Origin of the sequence: Endozoicomonas acroporae (assembly GCF_002864045.1) — a bacterium.
Taxonomy (GTDB): domain Bacteria; phylum Pseudomonadota; class Gammaproteobacteria; order Pseudomonadales; family Endozoicomonadaceae; genus Endozoicomonas; species Endozoicomonas acroporae.
Genome location: NZ_PJPV01000133.1, coordinates 35,733 through 57,605, shown reverse-complemented (window position 1 = coordinate 57,605; position 21,873 = coordinate 35,733). Strand labels below are relative to the sequence as shown.

Annotated in this window: 12 protein-coding genes; 6 read left to right on the top strand and 6 right to left on the bottom strand. The window is 49.4% G+C overall.

Annotated features, from left to right (window positions below; all coding sequences use genetic code 11):
* Window positions 1-125: 125 nt before the first annotated feature.
* A complete protein-coding gene (locus CX664_RS18490; RefSeq protein WP_101748154.1) occupies window positions 126-698 on the bottom strand; it encodes a M20/M25/M40 family metallo-hydrolase in 573 nt (190 codons plus the stop codon).
* A gap of 16 nt (window positions 699-714) precedes the next feature.
* Window positions 715-4,398: an ankyrin repeat domain-containing protein gene (locus tag CX664_RS18485; protein WP_146000135.1), complete on the bottom strand. Its 3,684-nt coding sequence runs from the start codon at window positions 4,396-4,398 to the stop codon at window positions 715-717.
* Between the two features lie 501 nt (window positions 4,399-4,899).
* On the opposite strand from CX664_RS18485, the gene CX664_RS18480 reads away from it, so the two are divergent.
* The 4 genes from CX664_RS18480 (at window position 4,900) to CX664_RS18470 (ending at window position 10,482) form a co-directional block, all read left to right on the top strand.
* A complete protein-coding gene (locus tag CX664_RS18480; protein WP_101748152.1) occupies window positions 4,900-6,426 on the top strand; it encodes a hypothetical protein in 1,527 nt (508 codons plus the stop codon).
* A gap of 60 nt (window positions 6,427-6,486) precedes the next feature.
* Window positions 6,487-6,645, top strand: coding sequence for a hypothetical protein (locus CX664_RS26550; protein ID WP_180966546.1), 159 nt, complete (start codon window positions 6,487-6,489; stop codon window positions 6,643-6,645).
* Between the two features lie 37 nt (window positions 6,646-6,682).
* Window positions 6,683-7,093: a hypothetical protein gene (locus tag CX664_RS18475; RefSeq protein ID WP_101748151.1), complete on the top strand. Its 411-nt coding sequence runs from the start codon at window positions 6,683-6,685 to the stop codon at window positions 7,091-7,093.
* A gap of 194 nt (window positions 7,094-7,287) precedes the next feature.
* On the top strand, window positions 7,288-10,482 hold the full coding sequence (locus tag CX664_RS18470) for a PilC/PilY family type IV pilus protein (protein WP_180966545.1): 3,195 nt from the start codon (window positions 7,288-7,290) through the stop codon (window positions 10,480-10,482).
* 281 nt (window positions 10,483-10,763) lie between these two features.
* Here CX664_RS18470 and CX664_RS18465 read toward each other — a convergent pair whose 3' ends face one another.
* Genes CX664_RS18465 through CX664_RS18455 form a run of 3 tightly spaced genes read right to left on the bottom strand, consistent with a single transcriptional unit; the run spans window position 10,764 to window position 14,694 of the window.
* Entirely contained in the window at window positions 10,764-11,606 is an 843-nt protein-coding gene (locus CX664_RS18465) for a dimethyl sulfoxide reductase anchor subunit family protein (RefSeq protein WP_101748149.1), read from the bottom strand.
* Between the two features lie 2 nt (window positions 11,607-11,608).
* A complete protein-coding gene (locus tag CX664_RS18460; protein WP_219622232.1) occupies window positions 11,609-12,244 on the bottom strand; it encodes a DMSO/selenate family reductase complex B subunit in 636 nt (211 codons plus the stop codon).
* Between the two features lie 20 nt (window positions 12,245-12,264).
* Window positions 12,265-14,694, bottom strand: coding sequence for a DMSO/selenate family reductase complex A subunit (locus CX664_RS18455; RefSeq protein WP_101748148.1), 2,430 nt, complete (start codon window positions 14,692-14,694; stop codon window positions 12,265-12,267).
* A 454-nt stretch (window positions 14,695-15,148) separates the two neighbouring features.
* Between CX664_RS18455 and CX664_RS18450 the strand changes: the two genes are divergently transcribed.
* Window positions 15,149-18,427, top strand: coding sequence for a hypothetical protein (locus CX664_RS18450; RefSeq protein WP_101748147.1), 3,279 nt, complete (start codon window positions 15,149-15,151; stop codon window positions 18,425-18,427).
* Here the strand turns inward: CX664_RS18450 and CX664_RS18445 are convergent, their stop codons facing one another.
* The gene (locus CX664_RS18445) at window positions 18,428-20,032 is read right to left on the bottom strand and encodes a glycosyltransferase (protein ID WP_101748146.1); all 1,605 of its coding nucleotides are present in this window, start codon (window positions 20,030-20,032) and stop codon (window positions 18,428-18,430) included.
* Window positions 20,033-20,735: 703 nt separating this feature from the next.
* Here CX664_RS18445 and CX664_RS27100 point away from each other — a divergent pair.
* Window positions 20,736-21,164 carry an HNH endonuclease family protein gene (locus CX664_RS27100; RefSeq protein WP_206679326.1) on the top strand — a complete coding sequence of 143 codons (429 nt, stop codon included), beginning with the start codon at window positions 20,736-20,738 and terminating at the stop codon, window positions 21,162-21,164.
* Window positions 21,165-21,873 lie beyond the last annotated feature (709 nt).

Here is a 21,873-nt window from a genome sequence, read left to right as displayed (position 1 = left end):
ATATGGAATCATATACCGTTGGCATCAAAAGAGTCGTCATAAAAGAATAAACAGGGAAATGCAGAATTTGACAGTGAGACGTAAAGGTCTCAACGACAGATGGGGCCTCCAGGGCTGCGATTGGCTCAGTAGAGATGGGCAAAGTAATGGGACCCAAAGGCGAGACCACTGCCAGTACGGCGCCTGTCGTTGTCGAAGTTGCGTGGTGATCTTTCTTCACTGCCCCAGAAACAAAAGAGCACCGGGTTATTGGGCTTTAGTCCGGACTTTTTGAAAATCCGAATCGCTTCCAGCAGCGCCACAACACCGGAGCCATTGTCATTGGCACCGGGACTTTTCCGGAAAGTATCCAGATGAGCACCAGCCACCACAACGTTACTGGATTTGCCGGGAATCAGGGCACATAGATTACAGCCTTTATCCAGGGCAGATTTGGGGGTCGCCGAATTTAAATCAAACGTTTTACGAAAATCGCGTCTCCCGTTGCCGTAAGAGAAATCCTGTCGGAAAGAAGCGACCCCCATCCTGTCAAGAAAACGCTCCAACTGTTTGACCACTTTTTTGTATTCCCCTTTGGAGAACTTATGAACATTATCTCTGGGGCCAAACTTCAGTATTCGCTCTAACCGCCGCTGCAGATGCCGGGTATCGACCTCTGCGGTAAACTTGTTGGCAATGTCAGCAAGGAGCATTACCATCGTTCGCAACAGGCTTTTACCGCTGAGCTCGAAAGGGCTGCTGATAGTCTGTCGATTGAGAGTGCAAGGTGTTGCTGCTTAATAAGCCCTTTAAAAAGACACAAAGTTGCTCTGTCTGCTGCCGATCAGCACTGGGCTGCTCCGTCAGTTTCCTTGTTGCCAAAGTAAGCGCCGACTTGATAATAACCTGGGGATTTCTGTTCGCTTTCCCTGCCCAATAGTTCACCACCATTTTGGCAATATCCGGATGCTCAAGGGCTACGTCATAAAGAAATACCTCCGGTTCGGAGTTGATATCAACATCAATGTTGATCAGTTCACTGACCACCTTGCGATGGCCACGGCGTGCCGCATCGCTCAGGCACCGGCCAAGGGGACCCGCCATCTTCTGGTTGCCCGCGAGTGTCTCAAAAAGTCGGTGATTTCCTCCATCAGCAGCGCGAACCAGCAAACTCATCATGTGGTCATGCTGTTCAGCCACAATTTGCCAAAGCTTTGACCGCACCGATTCTTGTAATGTCAGTTGCTGGTCACAAATAACGTCGTCAACATTGTCAGTGATCGAGACAATGGAACGCACCAAGTATATAAGGCTATTTTCAGCGAACAGAATGGCGGCCAGCAGCAACGGATGCACATCTCCGCCAACATCCGCAGCGTTCAGTTTAATCCCGGCCCTGACAAACTGTTGCAACTTGTTCCTGTCTGCGCCCTGCACAATCTGAATCAGACTCGGGGTAGCCCGGACACCCAGTTGCCAGAGTTCTCGCAACAGATCGGTATTTCCCGTTTGTGCAACGCCAGGGAGGAGGTCGCTACTGCCATTGAGCCGGGAGAGATCCCATTCAACATGTTTCATCTTATGCACAGCGTCCAGCAGCAGCTTGACCATTGGCTGCCGGTCCAGACCAATGGCCAACACCAAAGCATCGGTCAATACCCTTGAAAGATCTCTGTTGATGTAACCACCGGACTGTTGGCTCGATGCAGCAGGGATGTTGGCAGTCGAGCCTGAACGTGTCAGGAAAGCCAGAATGGACCGGACACTGTCATGGCAGTTCCCCTGTATCGCCTGAGAGAGGAGAGAGCCCCTGGTCTCGTCGGTGATATCAAGATCAGCTCCGGCGCGAATCAATGCCCGGATAACAGCTTCATTCCTTTCCAGATGAGCCCGATGGTCGTTGATAGCATCATCACAGGATTTTATCCTCACATTGCCATGACCCGGCGGCTCCTCAACTCGATCCCGCTGCCAGCCTCCCTGTCGGTTAAGGGCGGGGGAATCTTCCGGCTTCCCCTTTCTGTTCTCATCCCTGTCCTCAGCCAAAATGATCTGCCTTACTGTCAGCACACTCTCCAGATCAGTACGGACTTGTTTGCTTCTGGCCAAAATCGACACCAGGATAGTCCTGAGACCAGCAGCTCCGGACTCACGCTCAACATCCACCAGCGATGAGAACACTGGCGGATTGTCCACCTCACTGAACATCAGCGCCTTAACCTGGCTGTTTCTTGCCTCAATATCATCAAAAGACGATAGCAGTACTGACAGAGCTTCCGTTTCCCGGGCTTGTGCCGCAAGCTTAATGTCATTAGCGGGATCAATACCGTTGCGAATGAGCATTTTAACCTTCTCTTCCTCCTTGCGAGCTGCCGCTATCAGCAAACCCGACGCCGACCAGCAACGGCTTTTATCCATACCGGCCTTGAGAAATTCATCAGCTACCTTCAACTCGTTATCACCAAGCGCCATGGCAAAGGCAATTTCAACGCTCATGGTTGTTTGCGTGGCGAAGACACTGACCACCTGACGCTGTTCGCTCACAGCAGCCTGATGGAACAGTTGCCGGAACTTTGTGCCGCCAAGGTCAGCCATACCCAGCAAAGGCCTGAGCATTTCAACGTCTGCCCGAGCAACCGCTGCAGTTACTTCACTTTCAATATCTACGCCACCTGTCGCTTTGATCAGCTGGTCAGCGATCGATTTATAGCCTTTTCGGACAGCAATGGAAAAGGCGGTTTTCCCTTCCATATTCAGCAGATCAGCTATTGCCCCCCTCTCCAGCAATAGCTGAACCATCTGCTGGTCTCCTCTGGTAGCAGCAGCGTGCAGCAAAGGCAAGCCATTGCAATCAGTGATATTAGGATCGACCCCGACCGCCAGAAGCGTTGTCAGCATTTTGTCATCGTTATTTTTCAGGGCTTCAGAAAGAATGATCACTGTTTTACCGACATCCATTTTATCTAACAGCTGTCTGATAGCCGGTTCACCGTAGCCAGGTTGATTACGTAAATAATTAATGACCTGCTGCATCTCACGGAACATTTGTCCTGCCCCCGGGTAGGAAGCCAGCAGTGATCGCAATTCCGTTTCAGTCCCTTCCCTGGTCGACCGGACAATAATATTGACGCGTTGGTCAGGCCCCAGAGCGTCATGCAACATACTGACCACCCTGGCATGGCTATTGCGTGTGGCTATAACCAGTGGCGTGTCAGCCTGACCATCCCCGCCACTGGCATCAATGCCGGCATTGAGCAGGGCCTGCACCAGACCTTCATCACCACTTTGCGCAGCAAGCCTTAAATAGTGACCACCGTCATCTATGTTCCTGGCCAGTAATTGTTCAAACAGTTCCAGTTGACTTTTAGAAACGGCCAGCACCATGGCGTCCAGCAAACACGCCCCTGATTTGAGCAACGCAGCAATGGCGGGTTCATTATGCTCACGGACACAGAGGCACAGTGCGTCTGTCAGCGTCACAAACGCTGTCAGTTCCTGCAATGCGCCGCGGTGTTCTTGTTGTGCAGCAAGGATTATGGCCTCAACGAAATGGCCATCCCTGATGATGTTGCGAAACTCAGACGATTCCTTAAAATCACGGAGCAGCCTCCTGTTCGCTGCCTTTGCGGCTATGAGAACAATCTTGCTACCACTGAGTCCGATGCTGTGCAGGAAATTTATCATTGCCGGGCTGTGGTCATCCTCAATGGCATGTTTGGCTACCGAGAAGAGATCAACGCCAGCGGCCGACAGCAATTTCGCCTTTTGCTTGTCCTTTCGTTCAATTGCCTGGAGCAGGCGCAATTTGGCAAACCCCAATTTATCGCTCCTGATCAGCATTGCCAATGTGCCTTCATCATTGTCTTCCAGGGCATGCGTCAGTGACTGTCGAAACATGTTCGGGTTAACGGCCATCTTCTTAACACACGTTTCATGATTATGTTCAGCAGCCACCAGAGCCGGAGGTACAGCTCCACGATAAAAAACACTTTCCTGCGGAGTGCGAAGAGTAGCCGGGGCTTGACGTGCGATCTCCTGAAGCATGTTCTGATCGCCAATGACACAGGCCTGAACCGCCAGTGGCTCTTGAATTCCAGAATGCAAATCTTCGAGATTGCGTTTCAACCCCTGACGAACCAGAGTCGGCAAATCAGGAATATGGTCGTCACTGCCCCTGCTATTCGCACCATTTTCTGAGCTTGCTGACGAGCTCGTTGAGCCACTTGCCATTGTTGTTGTGCTGTAACTGCCCCCCCATTGGCCAGACTGATCGTTTCCAGATGAGCTTGCTTGCCCACTCTTAATATGCTTTTGCAGATAGGCAGCAATTTCCGGATTACAGTAATTGGTACTGCCACTGTTGCTATAAACCAGGGTGTTCACATTAACGGCAGGCAGGGCATTCTGTTTGCAAAGCATACAACTCACATAAGCCCGGTTTGGTTTGACGGGAACCTCACAGGCCCTCTTGCCAAGACTGCTTCCTCGTTCTGATCTCCACTTTTGCAAGCAACTGGAGTGAATGATTTTTTTGCAACAATGGGTCACGACAAAATCATTAAACTTACCTTCCAACTCTCCGAAGCATAAATGGCATTGTAGCTCCAGATTAGTAGCTCTAGTTGGTGGTGCATTGACTGAATCCACAAATGACTCCACTGTTGTTTTTAAAGTTGATCTTAAATTTGTATCAACGCACCTTGTGACAATTTCTAATAGTCAAAGTTCATTATCCCTGCCTCTTTAGTTTCGTTTAAGCCTGAAATGATTATTACGTTTATCTTCAGGGCCTGTTGAGGCGTTTGTCTGCCGGGAAAATATGGGTGTTTTCTTTCTTTATGACTATCTTGAGTACCGATGATCAGGGCTTGATCAGGCGAAGCTGATAACAGTTATTGTGCGTTCACGAATCCGGAATTTATGAATAACCTATCACTCAGTCAGCAGGCGGCAGCAAGTGCAAATATTTCTACATCGATGCCGGATATTCCATCAGGCGAGAAAGGGAAGCCGGGTAAAGGGCGGTTTAAAGGCAAGATAGCAAAAGCAGTGTCCGGTGCCAGGAAGCGGGCACCAGACAAGGGCAGCATCAGAACAGGGTCGTCAGCACTGAAAAAGCCATTGAAGCAACTCCGGGAGGCTGGTGAACAGGGATTCAGGAAACTTGCCAGTAAGGGCTACCTCGACTCTGAAACTGCTGAAAGTTTATACAGTAAAAACATCCCTGCATTTGCCCGACACTATCAAGACGCCCTGAATGCCTACGTGCAGAAAAATTGCCTCCATTACCAATATCTTAAGGGTTATCTGGCAGAAAACCCGGAAGATTTTGTCTTCAGACTCCCGGAAAGCGCTGAGGACGAGCCTGCCGTTACAGTGACACAAATGCGGCCAACATTTGAAGCATTTGCAGAAGAAATAGCAAGTTTACTGGAAGGGCACGGGTCGGCTGGAACATTAGCAAAGGAGTTAATAAAAAGTCTTGAGCCTTTGGGTTTGTCGTTGTCTCCGGCAATGACAACAAGAACCTGGTCAGTGTATATGAAAGCCCCGGGGATTGCCGATTCGTCTGTGCAGCCTGAGACTGCTTGTGATAACAACAGCCCACCGGGCGTCAGTCAATTTCAACGCACCGATAGTGAGGAACGATTAAGAAACAAAGCATTGGAAGAAAAAAAAATAAAAGAAGAAAATTTAAAAAAAGAGCTGGCAGGCAACATACAGAGACTGCGCCAGGAGAATGGGCTCGCATTTGATAAATGCACAATAACCAGGCGTGTTGCTGAAGAGATTGTTCGTTTTGATGCCTGTTGGCAAGAGCCTGTGGGGTTGTCCGATTATCGGGAATTTCATGTTGCCAGCACTGCCGATGACCTTGAAAAACTCAGTCTGGAAATGCTAGTGGCTGAAGAGAACTCGCTTAAGTTCAAGAATCAGAAACTGCAGGAATACATCGCTTTAATATGGGAGAGTTTTCCCGTTCTATCGGATCAGCGCCAGTGCCCATTGGTTCAGTTTAAAGACCATTATTCCGTGAAGGAGGTACTGACTGAAGCAACTGCAATACTGGATCAGCCTGCACTGCAAACCTGTCGATCGGGTGGATTGCTCAAGTCACGACTGTTTGCTTCCCGGTACGCGCGGGAGCAGGAAGGGCGGGAATCAATGCTCGATGACCTTCAGCACTTGAACGCCCTTGGTGAAAGTCTTAAAGGGTTTGACAGCCTTGCACAAGCCGCTGAAAACTCCGCATGGTTTATGAATCTGGTTGGCGAGTGTCTGAGAAAAGGAATGCCTCAACCTGTTTTGACACTGGGAAAGATCAAGACTTCATCGGATTTTCGAAAAACATGGAAAGAAAAGCTGGAGCAATGGGGTATTGAACGCATTGATAAACCCTCCCCTGCACTTCAGGAACAACCAGCAATGGGTCAACTGGCTGAATAAACAGGCCAGCCTATATCTGTTCAGGGCCTGGCCAGGTCAGGAAATAATGCCGCTCCCCCAATGCATGGCCTGGCACGGTTGCAGGTGGCTAATGGTGTTGTTTCCGGGGGGACTGCCGATATCGATCAGTACATGACGGCTGCTGCCGTCAGTGAGAAGAAGCTGGTTCGGGGAATCAGTGGCTGGTCTGATTTACCTAGAGAACAATGCCATCATTGAAGCGGTTCCCGTTCAGGCCAGAGCATGGGGGTGATTTATGTTACTGAGCAAACACCATGATAGTCATATCCGCTACTGGCTTTTGGCTGCCATGACAGGAATATGGCTGTCATGCCAGGCGGTCCATGGCAACGCAGCGGGCAGGCAAGTTGACCAGGAGTTCGGCAAGATAGAAGTTGAATTTCGCAATGAGTCCAGTGGCTTGATCTGGGCCTACCCCTGTGCAACCTGTCTGCCAAAACGATTGGCCTTTGACCAGCGGTTGCAAGTGGGCAGGCTAGGCGCTGGTAGTCAGAAGGCAAGCTTGCAGGACTTGCGGGACCTGGAGGACTTACAGGAGTCCCGGGACTCCCCGGAGCAGCCTGCGCTGGTGATCTGGATTGAAAATACGGCTCAAGCCTTGCAGGTTCTGTTGATCACACCACCGCAGAGTTCGGCACCGGAGTAAGGAACTGTCAATTCTGCTATTGCCTGATAAAAAGTATCACCCTTCGTAGATATGAGCATTGGCTGGGCATAACAACAGAACAGTGGATAAAAATGTCAGGAATGTTTAGCAACGATTATTCAAAATATGAATGTTCAGAATACTCGCAGACAAGCTCTCGACGGTTATGGACGTCAGGGTGTTTTCTGCTCTCCTTGATTTTCTCTTGTGAACTGGCGGCAAATGATATTGATCTGTTTGTTGCCGACCTTCCCACTGGAGCCCAGCCCAATGTGATGCTGATTATGGATACATCGGCGAGCATGAACTCGAGGGACGGGCCCGGGGGTCAGGTATGTGGTATCTTAGGTTTTTGTCAGGGTTTTGGCCCCTCCCGCATGGATATAGCCAAGCAAGTAGCCAAGGACTTTATCAGTGATGCACAGAATATCAATATCAGTGTAATGGGCTTTAACTATGATGAGGGCGGCTACGTAATTTTCGCATCTGAAGATATTGACACTGGCCGACAGGGAGCTATGGATGCCGTTGATCGTTTGATGCCCAATGGCTTTTCACCAATGGCTGAAACGTTGTATGAAGCCTACCTTTATTTTTCGGGGCAGAATTTCAAATTCGGGTTTAGCCCCTTGGGATTAGATTTCAGTGCCATCAATTGGAATCTAGGCGGGAGTTATCGTTCCCCCATTGTCTCAGAATGCCAAAAGAACAATATCATCTTGCTGACTGATGGCGCACCTTCCTATGATACCGGTGCTGATATTGACATTGAGCGGTTGATCGCGGGTAAGACCATTCCGAATCATATCTTCCACGATTGTCACGAATGCCTTAATGAAATTATCTGGTATATGGCCAATAACGATGTTAATAGCCATTTTGATGGCGACCAGAACGTCTTCTTAAGCGTTATTGGCTTTGGTGAAATGGATGGATGGGCGCAAGAAGTACTGGCCAATTCCGTCAGTGCCGGTAGCGGGAAGTACTACCGGGCCGAGGATGCTAACCAGCTGAGCCAGGCGTTTGCCGATATCATGGTTCGGGTCAATTCAGAATCCACCTCATTTGCCGCACCGACCGTCCCCGTCAATGCTTTTAACTCCCTTGAGTCCACCGATGAGCTTTACTACACCGTTTTTGCCCCTAGCTCCGGGCCAGACTGGACGGGCAACCTGAAACGTTACCGTTTGGGTGATGATAATCAGATATACGATGCCAACGGGAATCTGGCCATTGATCCGGTGACTGGCTTTTTTTCTGACAATGCCCAGAGTTTCTGGAGCGCTGCCCCGGATGGTAAAGTCGTTACAGCCGGTGGGGCTGCCTCGCTTTTGGATCCGGCGCGACCGATTTATACCAATTTAACTGGCGACAGGGATGTGGAGCTGTCAAGCGATTCAAATGGGGTCAACGAAGGCAATTTTATTTCTTTTCCTGACGGTACTCTGGGCGTTACTGGTATGTTGGAGAAAATAGAGCTGCTGCAGTGGGCACGGGGCCTTGATATTGATGACGACGATGGCGATGGTGTATTGATAGAACCACGGTTCAGTATGGGTGACCCTATTCATACCCAGCCGGTCGTTGTTACTTATAACCCCTGGGGGTGGGATGGTAAAGTGGATAAAACCATTTTTTTTACCACCAATGATGGTTTTCTCCATGCTGTGGATCACGCTGGTTACACTACTTTCTCGTTCATTCCCAAGAAATTGCTGGGCAACCTGCGAATGTACCGGGAGGGGACAGTTCGCCCGGCGATATCCGGTGCGCCAACCTCGGATTCACAGTGTGTGTGGAATTACCAGGTACCCGGTGCCTGTGTGCCGGCCCGTTATTGTGAAGAAAGGTTTGAGTGGGGAGATTTAACCCTGAGCGAGAGTTGTCGTCTTATCCCCCCGACACCCACGAACGATGATGAATGCGATTGGGATTGGTCAAAAGCAAAGTGTGCTCATCCTGAGTATTGTAAATGGCATTACAACGGTCTCTTTACTGGCGACACTGTTTGTGACATCAGACCCAGGCATGAATGGCCAGCTCCACCACCGGAGCCCGATCCTGGCAGAGCCAAAGTATATGGCATGGATGGGCCGATAACGCTCTTTTTCAAGGACTGGAACGGCGATGGCAACATAACGGACGGTCATGGGCATGCCTACTTATACCTGACCATGCGCAGGGGGGGCAGTAATATCTATTCTCTGGACGTTACTCACCGGGGTGCGCCAAAGCTTAGATGGGTTATCAAAGGGGATGTGGATTCCAACAACGCGCATGACGACGATTCATCCAGGAATCCCGACTTTCCGGAATTGGGGCAAACCTGGTCAAAAGTGCAGGTAACGAAGGTCAAGTGGCAGGGGTCTGAACGATATGTGTTGCTGTTTGGAGGGGGCTATGACGAAGATGCTGACCAGCAGGAGGAAATTGAGACCAACGACATAGGCCGGGTAATATATATGGTTGATGCCTATTCCGGTGAAATGCTTTGGCATGCCGGCGAACACAGTTTCCTGAAAATCCCGGAAATGAAATACAGTATTCCGGCAGATCTGACATTGGTTGATATTAACCAGGATGGCCTGACCGATTACTTTTATGCGGTGGATATTGGCGGTCAGGTATTCCGTATTGATATCAATCCCGATAATACCGGGTCCTGGAATTTCGCCAACGGTGGTGTGATTGCCCAATTGGCAGGCGACTCTGAAGTGGATGCCCGGCGGTTTTTTGAGGCACCCACTGTAGCCGTTGACAGCAATCGTGAATATCTCAATATCGCCATAGGCAGCGGTACCCGCCCCAGCCCCATGAATACGGCGGTGGAGGATCGTATGTATGTGATTCGTGACCGCAATATCTTTAACAAGCCGACCACTTACCGGTATGCCAACGGTAAGGTCATTACTGAGGCGTCACTGTACGATGCGACCTCCAACATCATTCAACACGGTAACCAGTGGGATAAAAATGCGGCACTGGGCTCTTTGAGCGGAGCTGCTGGCTGGTTTATGAGACTGGAAGATCCCGGCGAGAAAATCCTGGGCCGGGCCTCACTGATCAATGGCATGCTGCTGTTTAGCTCTTTTGTTCCACAAATTTCCTCTAGCAGTTGTAATCCGGGCGTCGGGCTCAATTATTTTTATGCCGTGAATATTGAGGATGGTACTAGCGTGTTGAACGTATCCGTTATGGAGCATATGGGCTCGCACGGTAGAAGAATGATACTGAACAGTCGCTCCATTGCGCCCCAGCCCTCTGTGATCTCCAAGGGTGCAGAAATGCAGGTGTGCATCGGTTCTGAATGTCTTGTCGGTGAAGACCGCCGTTTGGAACCGGCCAACTTGAAACGTGTTAAGCGAAGTTTCTGGAGAGAAAACCGGTGAACAGTTGCGGTAAAAAGAACCAGCAGAACCTGAAAAGCCCTGTCTAGGAGCCTGTCCGAGAATAGACTGCCCTACTGCGGTGGCAGCAAATTGGTCTAAAAATTCCGTTTTGTTCGGCAAATAGCCCCGCTATTCACCTCACAAAACGAAATTTTTATCCTCAATTTTCTGCCATCCTCGCTACGGGCGCTATTCTCGGACAGGCTCCTAGGGATTTTCAGGCTATTATGCTTATAACTCAGGTGTTCTGCATTTACTCGCTTACATGATAATTATATTGATCACATAGGCGACAGATGCAGGTCATAGAAGAAGATACGACCACACAGTTCAGCCGTGAGCACCAGGACGGTACTCACCCCTGCCAGACCTGCCGCTGAGTTATTACCACGAGTGGCAGCCATCACCCAAACGCCCAGACCGGCAAACAACAGACCGAGACGGGCCAGCATCAGACGACCGTGGTAGTCAAACAGACCCAGCGGGTTAGCAGGCAGGTCAACCTGACCCAGCCAGAACAGGTACAGCGGATAACCCACCAGCACCAGACCCAGAGTGATAAAGCCCAAGGTGGCCAGCGCACGATCAGCGTTTTTCTGGAAAGCACCTAAGGTGGCCGACTGACTTCTCAGCATCAGCGCCGCCGCCGGGATACCCACCACAAAAGCGGTCATAACAAACTGGAAGATGGTCCAGCCGCTGTTCCAGGCAGGCACCGTGGCCAGGGTGTACACATTGGCAATGGCCAGCAGTAACAGCACGCCCAATACCATGGCTCCCGCCAGAACCAGCTTCTGCAACTTGGCCAGGATACCGAAGTGCACCATGGCCACATAAGTGAAAACAGCTCCACCAAACAGCACAGTAGTGATGATCTCAACGCTCAGTGCTGACAGGTGCTCCAGACCAAAGATCACGTTTATGGCACGCAATGGCTGGCCCAGGTGGGTCATGGCGGCAGCGCCGGAGATACCCAGCAGCACCAGAACCACCATCAGCAGTTTATTCAACAACTGCTGACGATTGGCATCACTGTTCGCCATCAGCAGGCTGGCCAGTATCAGGAACAGGCCAACGGTGCCCTGTGCCAACACCGTAAAAAATACCAGTGACAACTCATGCATGGTTATACCTCCCGAGTGTTCATAATGCGTCCGGTCTTGTCACCGGAAGGTTTGGCATGACGGCTCGCCTTCATCACCAGCGATGGCTCAGTCAGAGAGGAGTCCGGCAGTGGCGCAATATCCGCTTCCGTGCCGTATTTGGCACGCAGCTCATCAATCGGACCAAAATCCAGGGCACGTAGCGGGCAGGATTCGATACAGATCGGCTGCTTGCCCTGCTCAACCCGGTCGAAACAGCCGTCACACTTGGTCATGACTTTCTTCTCGGCATCAAACTGCGGTGCGCCGTAGGGGCAGGCCATTTCACAGTAACGACAGCCAACACAGACGTCGGCGTTAACCAGCACCAGGCCGTCCTGGTCACGCTTATGCATGGCACCGGTTGGGCAGGCCCTGGTACAGGCTGGCTTGGCACAGTGGTTACAGCTGATGGAGGTGTAATAGGCAAACACGTCCTGGGCGTAGGTGCCGTCTTCGTTCTGAAGCCAGCTACCACCGCCGTATTCATAGACCCGGCGCCAGTTCACGCCGACTTTCAGGTCATTCTCATCTTTGCACGACAATTGACAGGTTTTGCAGCCCGTACACTTGGCCGTGTCGACGTAAAATCCCAGTTGTTTTATTGAGGGTTGTTTCATCGAACGTTATTCCTATCCTGTTATGCCTTGGCAATTTCAACCAGATTGGTGTGCATCGGGTTACCCTTGGACAGCGGCGTACTGCGCTGAGTGGTCAGCACGTTGAATGAGCCACCACGGTCAACACCGTCTTTACCCGGTGCGTACCAGGCACCTTCTGCCAGGGCAGCAACACCCGGCATAATCCGGGGGCTGACTTTAGCCGGAACCCGGGTCTCGCCACGGTCATTCCAGACTTTCAGCATGTCACCATCTTTGATTCCCCGGGCCTGTGCATCTGCCGGATTCAGCCATACGGCATCGGTCACTGCTTCACGCAGGAAAGCGACGTTGTGGTATGTGGAGTGCACACGGCCCTTGGTGTGAAAACCAATCAGCTGCAGCGGATACTTCTCAGTCAGCGGATCCAGATGGCTTTCCCAGGTGGTGACATACTGTGGCAGCGGTGTCACCACATCCCCTTCCGGCAGCTTCCACTCAGCGGCAATGGTCGCCAGTTGTTCGGAGTAAATTTCGATTTTCCCGGATGGGGTACCCAGAGGATGGTTCACAGGATCCTTACGGAAACCTTCCAGAGCGATGCGAATATGCTTCGGTGCCAGCTGTTTGTAGGGGCCGTCACGACGCAGGTCTTCCAGTGTTGGCAACTGAGGCTGTTCTTTACGCATCTGTTCGTACAGTTCCGCCACCCACTGCTCATGGGTCTTGCCTTCTGTGTACTGCGCTTCCAGACCAAAGCGTTTGGCAATACCTGCACAGATGTCGTATGCACTGCGGCACTCGTACATCGGGGCAATAGCAGGCACCAGCGGAATCACCGCCCCCAGACTGCCCGAGGCATAGCCGTTGCTGGCCACTTCATAATTTTCAATGGTGGTGATATCCGGCAGCAGAATATCCGCGAACCGTGCGGTGGGTGTCATATGGTTTTCAAACACCAGGATAAACTCACACAGGCTCTCATCAGACAGGATCTCTTTGGTCCGGTTGATATCAGAGTGCTGGTTAACCGTGATATTGCCCGCATATTGCCAGATGAACTTGATCGGATTCTTCAGTGACGTGCCGCCCTGCAGGGCATCGGTCTTATCCGTCATTTCATGGTGACGATGAATCGCATCTGTCCATTTGAAGAATGGAATCGCTGTCTTGATCGGGTTGGTACCCATGGGCAGAGTTTTCACCGGGAAGCCATAGTTGCCTGGCATTTCGCCGGTGTTGGTGCCAGCAAGGCCAATATTGCCGGTCAGAATTGGCAGCATGCAGATGGCACGGCTCGCCTGTTCACCGTTGGCCTGACGCTGAATACCGGTACCCTGAATAATGTAAGCAGGTTTGGCCCTGCCAATTTCCCGGGCCAGCTGAATGATTTTTTTCGCTGGAATACCGGTAATTTTTGCCGCCCACTCAGGGGTTTTCTCGATGCCATCCGCACCCCGGCCCAGAATGTGCGCTTTGTAGTGGCCATTCTTCGGTGCACTGACTGGCAGCGTTTTTTCATCATAGCCAACACAGAACTTCTCGAGGAATGCTTCATCCACCATCTTTTCGTTGATCAGCACCCAGGCCATGGCTTCTACCAGGGCAGCATCGGTCCCCGGGCGAATTGGAATCCACTCAGACTCTTTGCCCAGCATGGTGTCGGTATAACGCGGGTCAATGATGATGGTGCGCACATTTTTGCTGTTCACCGAGTTGATGTGCTCGTAGATTTCCCCACCGCCACTCATGCGGGTCTCTGCCGGATTGTAACCAAACATGACCAGCAATTCTGCATTGGCGATTTCACTGGTTAAACTGCCGAACGCCGCTGGACGTCCACCGCCATAAGTAAACGGCAGAGCACGCTGAATCTGTCCCCAGCTGTAGTTACCGTAGTAAGGCAGAAAGCCACCGAGCATATTCAGCAGACGCTTGGAGGCAAAAGGCCCGTCGGTCTTATAACCCTGGGTTCCGGAGCCATACTGATAATAGATCGCATCGTTACCGTAAGTATCGATGGTGTACTGCAACTGTCTGGCGATGGTATCCAGCGCCTCATCCCAGCTGATGCGCTCAAAGCGGCCTTCCCCACGCTTGCCAACCCGCTTCATGGGGTATTTCAGACGATCAGGGTTGTATACCCGTTGCTTGATGGAGCGACCGCGCAGACAGGCGCGAATCTGATGATCACCGTATATGTCATCGCCCCGGTTATCCGATTCAACATGGGTGATAATGCCATCTTTGGTATGCACCTGGAGAGGACAGCGGCTGCCACAGTTCACCATACAGGCAGACCAGGTCACCTGGTCTTCAGCGGCTTTTGCCTGTGTTGAATCCGTTGCCATGGCTTTCAGAGGCAGCGCATTGCCAGCGACAACAGCGGCACTGCCCGCAGCAGTCCCCCACTTGATAAACGTTCTTCGCTTGATGACAGACGACAGCGCACTATCGAGAAGTTTCTTCATTTATTTTACCGTTATCACTAAAACCGGAAACCAGCACACAAACAGGTAGTGTTACCCCTGACAAAATGCATCTCTGTACAAATAATGAACTGGTGAAATAGTGCTGATAATACGAGCCAGTCAACAAACAACCGATTGACCTGGATCAATTTTTTGCAGGGTTTGAGGCAATTACTGAAGAGGGTAGGAACTTATTCGAGCACGCTACAGAGCACGGCGCGCCATGTAATTGATAATGATTATTGAGGACAAGAATGTGCTGCACTGCAACTTCGGTGACATGACTGCGGCGGTACTTCCTCCGCTGTGCCTTACATGGCACCTGCCCGGGCTGCCAGATTACGGGGAACCTTTCGATATTTTCGGTGTCTGAAGTTTGTGCTCATTTCACTCAGGCGGAGCCTTACTCCCGTGCAGTCCGATATACGATTTTAAATTCATTGAGACCCTTGATATGTCCATACCTCAGGCGGAAGCAAGCATTGGTTCGTCAGGATTTCATCCACCACCGACAGGCGGCAAGAAAGAGGAATACAATCCTGTTGCCGCATTCGGTCAGTTTGGCGGGATGATAGTTCGTGTTGTCAATGCATTACAAGCTGCCGGTTCAGGCGATCAATACAGGCCAGTGAGTTTATTGTCACCCGGTGCCCAATATGCAATAGAAGCCAGGCGGCCGGATCAATTTGGCACCAGGCCAGACCAGGTCATTACGGTTCTGAAACCTGCGCCCGGCTGCCATATGCTCTGGGCTTATAAAAAAGATGTCGGTTCGAATGCCTCGGGGGAACCGTGCAGCAGGTTCACATACACCAAGAAAATTACCAGCTGGCATGTTCTGGCAGAGAAAATAGCAGAGAGTTATCACAGAAAGCACTCCCTGTTTAGCGAATCACCTTTAACCTCAGGACACCTTGGCGTGAATGGCTATTTACTGCACCAACCGTCTGAACGGTTCATTACAGGAGCAGGCAAATATCCGGAAATTCTCTGTCACATTAATTTTGACCGCATGCACTATGGCTATCTTCTGGACTTTACCAGGGAGTTTTCTTTTCGCCGCCTTGAAGAAGTCATGGGCAATATTCTGACGCTTGAGCAGAATAAAGGTAACACGTCCGGTGATGAGTTCCGTGAGCCTGTAAAACTGTGCCTGTACAACAGCCAACAGGGGGTGTTGTCTCCCCCGGTGGAAATCAGCCGTACACAAGCACTAACGCTGCGGCAAAACATTCGTGCCTTCTCTCAATATGGCAACTTCACCGGACAGGAACTCAGGCTTTACCAGTTATTGAGTCAGTCCGGTGGTGAACGATTTCTGCAGCTACTGAAAAATATTCCGGAGCAGGTCAGCACGGTATCAGCCAGCGTCAAGGCACTTGGCACCAACATCAAAGCCATCCTGACAGCCATCGAGAACTGTGATTCAGCAACATTCATAAGCGAACTTCCAGTCCGGACGGACGAGGTCACCAGCAAAGTGAGTTTACCGAATATATTACTGGAAGCTTTGCTTGAGCAGACCCCGTTTCATAAACACTTTCCCTGGCTATATTATGATTTCGAGATACACGATAACGAGTCCAGCTGGGATTACATTTTCGAACAGGCCAGACCCACCTTTGCCGCACAAGTGTTCATCTGCCGGGAGTTATTAAATAACAATTTGTTTGTTCCCTATTTATTAGGGTACAAAGACTCAACACCTGTCCACTATAATCCACTGGTGTGTTGCCTGCTCATCGCTTACGGCGCAAGAATCTATCTCAGTTATCAAACATCAGCCCAGCTTGCAGATCATCTTGAAATATTAACATCTACCAATCATTTTCTCCGGGCGAATCTGTTGACCTACGATGAAGCCAATACCATTCGTAACGAGGTGCTGTGGGAACTTCTTTGCAATGATGGGGACGGCCCCGTTACTAAACACTATATGATAGCTAATAGAGTATCGATCCTGAGGACAGCATTGCACGAGCATTTGAATCACCGGCAGCTGGACAGTTCAGAGCTACATCGGAAGGCTGCTGGACTGCTTGGCGAGGAGTTTTATAATCATTTTTTTACCAATGAGCCGGTTTATGGGCATGCAGTTAAAGAATTTCTGGAAAATAGATTTTCAACCCGGCGATACAACGATGAACAGTTACGTGAGCATTTAAAGAGTACCGCGACTCTCAATCGATCCATTGACCAAAGGCTGAGTATTTTTCTGGGGGAATATTACTATTGTAATCCTGCCGTTGTGGTTCAGCGCAGGGAACAAGGAGAATGCCAGCCGGACTGGCTGGTGAATTTTCTGGCATCACCGCCAACCTTTGAGGGCGTGGAAACCCTGCCTGATGGTCGCTATAAGTCAATTACCCAGATAGTCGGTCAGTATTATTACCAATATCCCCATCCCAACAGAGCACACACCATCCTGGCGAACGGCATACAACCCTATTACCGCAAATGGCACGGACTGGATCACGCCCTGCGCACACAACTGGCCACCGAATTCCTCATAGATAGTAAGGTTTTGCCCGACTTTCATAAGCCATTCCGGGAATTACTGCTGAAGCATCCCGAGTTGCAAGAGTTACTACCCATTGCCGAACTCTACCACGATGCTGTCGCTGAAGATGAGCATAAAAATGTTGAAGAGCTGCGCGCAGCAGAACTGTTTCAGCGTGATATGGCCAGACTGCCACAGAACCCCGGGCAGCTGGTTACCCTGGTGGCCAGCGCCCTGAGAAACAAAAACTGCAAAATGATGGATGCTGGAAATCCGTCGTTTACTCCTGATCACCAGTGCACAGAGGAAGAGTTACTGCTGCGTCAGGTACTGCGCTTTGGGGATACTGTGGATATCCTGCGGGTCAAACCACCACGGGAGGACTTTCCGACGATCAGGCTGACACCGGACTCAGCAGAAATTGACACCAGTGAAATGATCCATGATGGCTATTTTCAGCCAGAAAAGATTGAACTGCTGTCCGTAGTCAACAACCCGGACTTCACTCTGCTGATCCAGTCAGTCATGTTGAGCTTTCGGGATCTGGCCAGCATTACCGGGGGATGGCATCACCAGGTGCCCAATCCGTTCACCAGTCAATACCATCTCCCGGTTGATAACCATACACGACGATTACTGATTGAGCAGGCACCGGACCCCTATCAGTGTTTGCGTGAGTGCCTGAACGATCTGGTCCGGTTCGTTATCGCTGAGAAAGCCGGTATTTCACCTTGCTTAGCAGAACACCACCGGCGGCATACAGATCCCCAACCGCCTGGTTGCTGGGATCCGGATACCGGGTCCGGTGGCGCTTATCGACGCCTGCACAATGAAGGGGAACTTCGACAAGTCAGGATACCCGAAGCAATGACCCTGGCAGAAAAGATGATCGTGGCGGCGAACCAGCCCGGGCTCGAAAACAGGATATCGGCTGACATCCGGGATGCCCTGGAAACTGAGACGATACGGCTGCAGCAGAAGGCTATACTGCCCTCTGTTGGTACCTTGGAACAATCTGAACTGGAGCAGATGCTCCGGCAGCCGGACTCTCCGGGTGCCCGACTGCTCAGTGAGCGCGGCTATTTTGTGAAGTCGAGCGTACATGACGGGAAAATTTTTCACCAAATGATGCCCAATTCCACACTTGCAAGGAACTCTTTGCTGCTGCCTCCAGAGTATGATGACGAGGCTGATCCTGTTACCTTGCCTGAAAATAACCAAGGCAGGCACTGATTAATTAGAAAGAGCATTTTCTATTGAAGTAGTAAATTTCTCCATTGAATGGAAATAACTGGCATGCCTTACAATATGCGATGACCTGGGCCTTCCGGCTTTTAACTTTTCACTAACTGCCTGGAGAAATGCTTTATCTGTATCTTCTGAGTAATGACCATACTCCGCATTTGAATGAACTTCTGTTCTGCATTCATCGCAAGTAGGTAACGCCTCAGGCAGCCCCCCTATATCCGAGTTGATGACATGCAGCCCCATAGAATTACACTCACCGGCAATCAAGCCTAAGGACTCAGCCAGAGAAGGAATAACGGCATAGTCCGCAACAGCCATTAAGAGTTGCTTATGCTCTTGATTTTTAGTAAGTAAAACGAGGTTATTTCTTGCTGCTTTGGTTTCGTGAATAGCTTGAATAAATGGGTCTTTTTCTGTTCCGTTAGAAACAATAAAAAATAGACAATCCAGTTTTTTTACCATATTCAGTACATGCTCTGTCCCTTTCTCAAAATGAGGCCTGCCCATAAAAAAAACAATTGGTAAGTTTTTAGCGACCGGGTTCACACATCCTTTGCTATTTAATGGTGGCTTTAAAGGCAATTTTCCGGCAAAGAACAGTTCTCTGAGTTTTGATTTGATATTTTTTCCCGGAATTCCCTCTAACCCATATTTTTTGGCCGTAGCGCTCAGGCTAAACTTTGATAAATCTGAACAGCTTTTGATTGATCTGATCTCCTTTTTGTGAATCCTCAAGAACTTTGATATGAGAGGATGTTCAAATGTCAAAAAAGATTGGGCATATTTCGATACTGTTAAAATTACATCAGCATGTTTAATTGCCCTCTCTCTTGCAGGTTTTTCATGATCCGGTAACTTGCAGAACTTGCTCTCATCCATCTTCATATAGCTTTGGGTTGTGTAAACAGGCTTTTTATTGGCCATACAGTCACTAAAACCCGTATGGGGACTTAAGCAATGTACCCAGTTCACTTTTTTAACATTTTCGAAGTGATTAACGTATTGAAGGGATCCTCCAAAAAAATGATCATGAACATATACATTTTTGCCTCCCATTGTTGGTAAAAGCACTTCGTTGACAAATTTTGCCGCTATCTGGTTAAACACACACATTTTTAGAGATATAGCACCAGCAAATTTCAATCTTTCATCAGAATCATTAATTCCTTGTTCTTTAAAGTAAAGATCCTCTGCCAAAGAGTCTTTGTATTCTTGCTCTATATTGTATGAATTAATATGCTTGTCAAAATACCTTTTCTGCCCTCCTGTTGGTTGGACTCTATAGACATCACATTCAGGCATATCACTGCATCTTTCAACCAATATTAATTCACCAGAAGAAAGCTGACAGCCAGCAGTGATTGATTTTTTTACATCTGTATCCTCTACGAAATCAAGCAGTGGCAGAACCACAATATTTTTACAACTACGCTCGTGAAATGCCTTACAAAAGGTGTTTACAAAAACGCCGTTACCGCCAACAGTGTACCGGTAACCTTCTGTAGAAATGTGTATGTGGTTTTGTTTAACTTTCTGATCATCACCTGGCAGGCATAAACTTGTAACTTGAGTTGATGAAATTGGCTTCATTTAACACTCACTAAATATGCAAGTTTTTATCATTAGGCTTAAACAGTAGGTTATTCATTCGATAGTGATCAAATATTTTTATTACTCGACTCTCGTATTTTAATGTACGAGTGTTTGATAATAAGGAAATGGTCATATAGTAATACTACAAACGTCGCTTTTATTTTCTTTCCCGCTACGCCATTATAGCTTTCCAGCGTCCCTGCTTAAAAAATTATATTTATCCGAGTTTGACTCTGTAGACAAACCAGACCAGACGACCATTTCAGTCAAACAGGTCCAGCGGGAGCAGGCAGGCCAGTAGCGGGAACAAGCCAACGCTCCCCTGAGCCGGTAGCATATAATAGGGGTATTTATTCAATAGTCCTTTTGATGTATTTTGTCGTCTAATATTCAATCCTGTGTTAATTGCTCGATGAAGCACCTCCTGATAACGTTTCTGGCACTCTTGAGTGCCTCTGTAAATAGTGCAGAACTGGTAAAAAAGAGCAAGTCAGGCATCTGTCACGATATCTCCAGCTCTAGCTATGAGAGAACAAAAAACTATACTGCCTTCTACTCTCTCAATGATTGCCTCAGTTCCGGCGGCAGACTTCCTAAAGGATCAGGCCTGAAAAAGTCGAATGCGACAACGTACCGTCAAAGTCCGGCAAGATATGACCGTTCATATTTTGGTGATTGGGCTGATGAAGACAGGGACTGTATGAACACTCGCCACGAGCTTCTGATGAAGCAGAGTACCAGCGCGATAGATACCGCCGGTAACCAGTGCGCCGTATATCGGGGCAGATGGCTTGATCCCTACACTGGAAAGACGTTTTATGAAGCTCGCCAGGTTGATATCGACCATTTAGTGCCTCTGAGATGGGCGTGGGATCGTGGGGCTGATCAGTGGTCGAAGGCAAAAAGAGTGCAGTTTGCCAATGATGAAGTGAACCTTTTTGCCGTCCAGGCCAGTGTCAACCGCCAAAAAGGGGCATCAGGTGTCCTTGAGTGGTTACCACCTTCGAAGTCCTTCCACTGCCAGTATGTTGTCAGATTCACTCGTGTGGTAAAAAGCTATGGTCTTGTGCTGTCGGACTATGAGCAACAGAAGTTCAGGGAATTAGAAGAGCAGAAGTGCCGTGGATAACTTATACAATATATTTGTCGTTAATTCTCACCATCGCTTAACTCCCTGTGGGTAAGTGGGATTGTCGTAAAATCCTGAACAACACTCCCCAAAGGTCGGTTTCCATGTACATCCACAGGGCATAAAAGCCGACTCGTGTCCCTCACCGCCATACCCTGTGTAACCCAGAGATCATGGTCCATGGCGGTTAGTTTGCAGGTGCATGGTACTGGCAATTCCCGGGGGGCATCACACGGTTATTTTAATGGTTGGTCCCTTTTTACCTGAAATTTCTGTCAATTTGACAGTTATTACAGGGGCATGAGAGATAATCGAGGGCATCCCGGGCTGTTGTGTGATTAGTCTTGAGCCAATGGAAGGTTGACGAACGGTATCATCGTTCCGAATCAAGTGATAACAGGACGTGCCTGCAGCTATTAATGCAAGACCTGAAGCACCTCCTGCTGCCGCGCTTCCCAAAGAGATGAGAGTACTTACCTCGATAGGTTTTGTACAACATGAACAAAGCATGCCAAAAACACCACCTATCATTACACCTGACGCACCACAAAGTTTGTAGTTAACGTGAGCGCCGGGGGGGCATAAGCAATCTTTAGTAGCAGTACATGAGCCTAAAGCGTTCATATTTGTTACCTTTTTAGAAATTTATCAGAATATTCCACTTTTAAGACTTCATTTTTTCTAAAAAGTTTCTGCAAATTATCTTAAT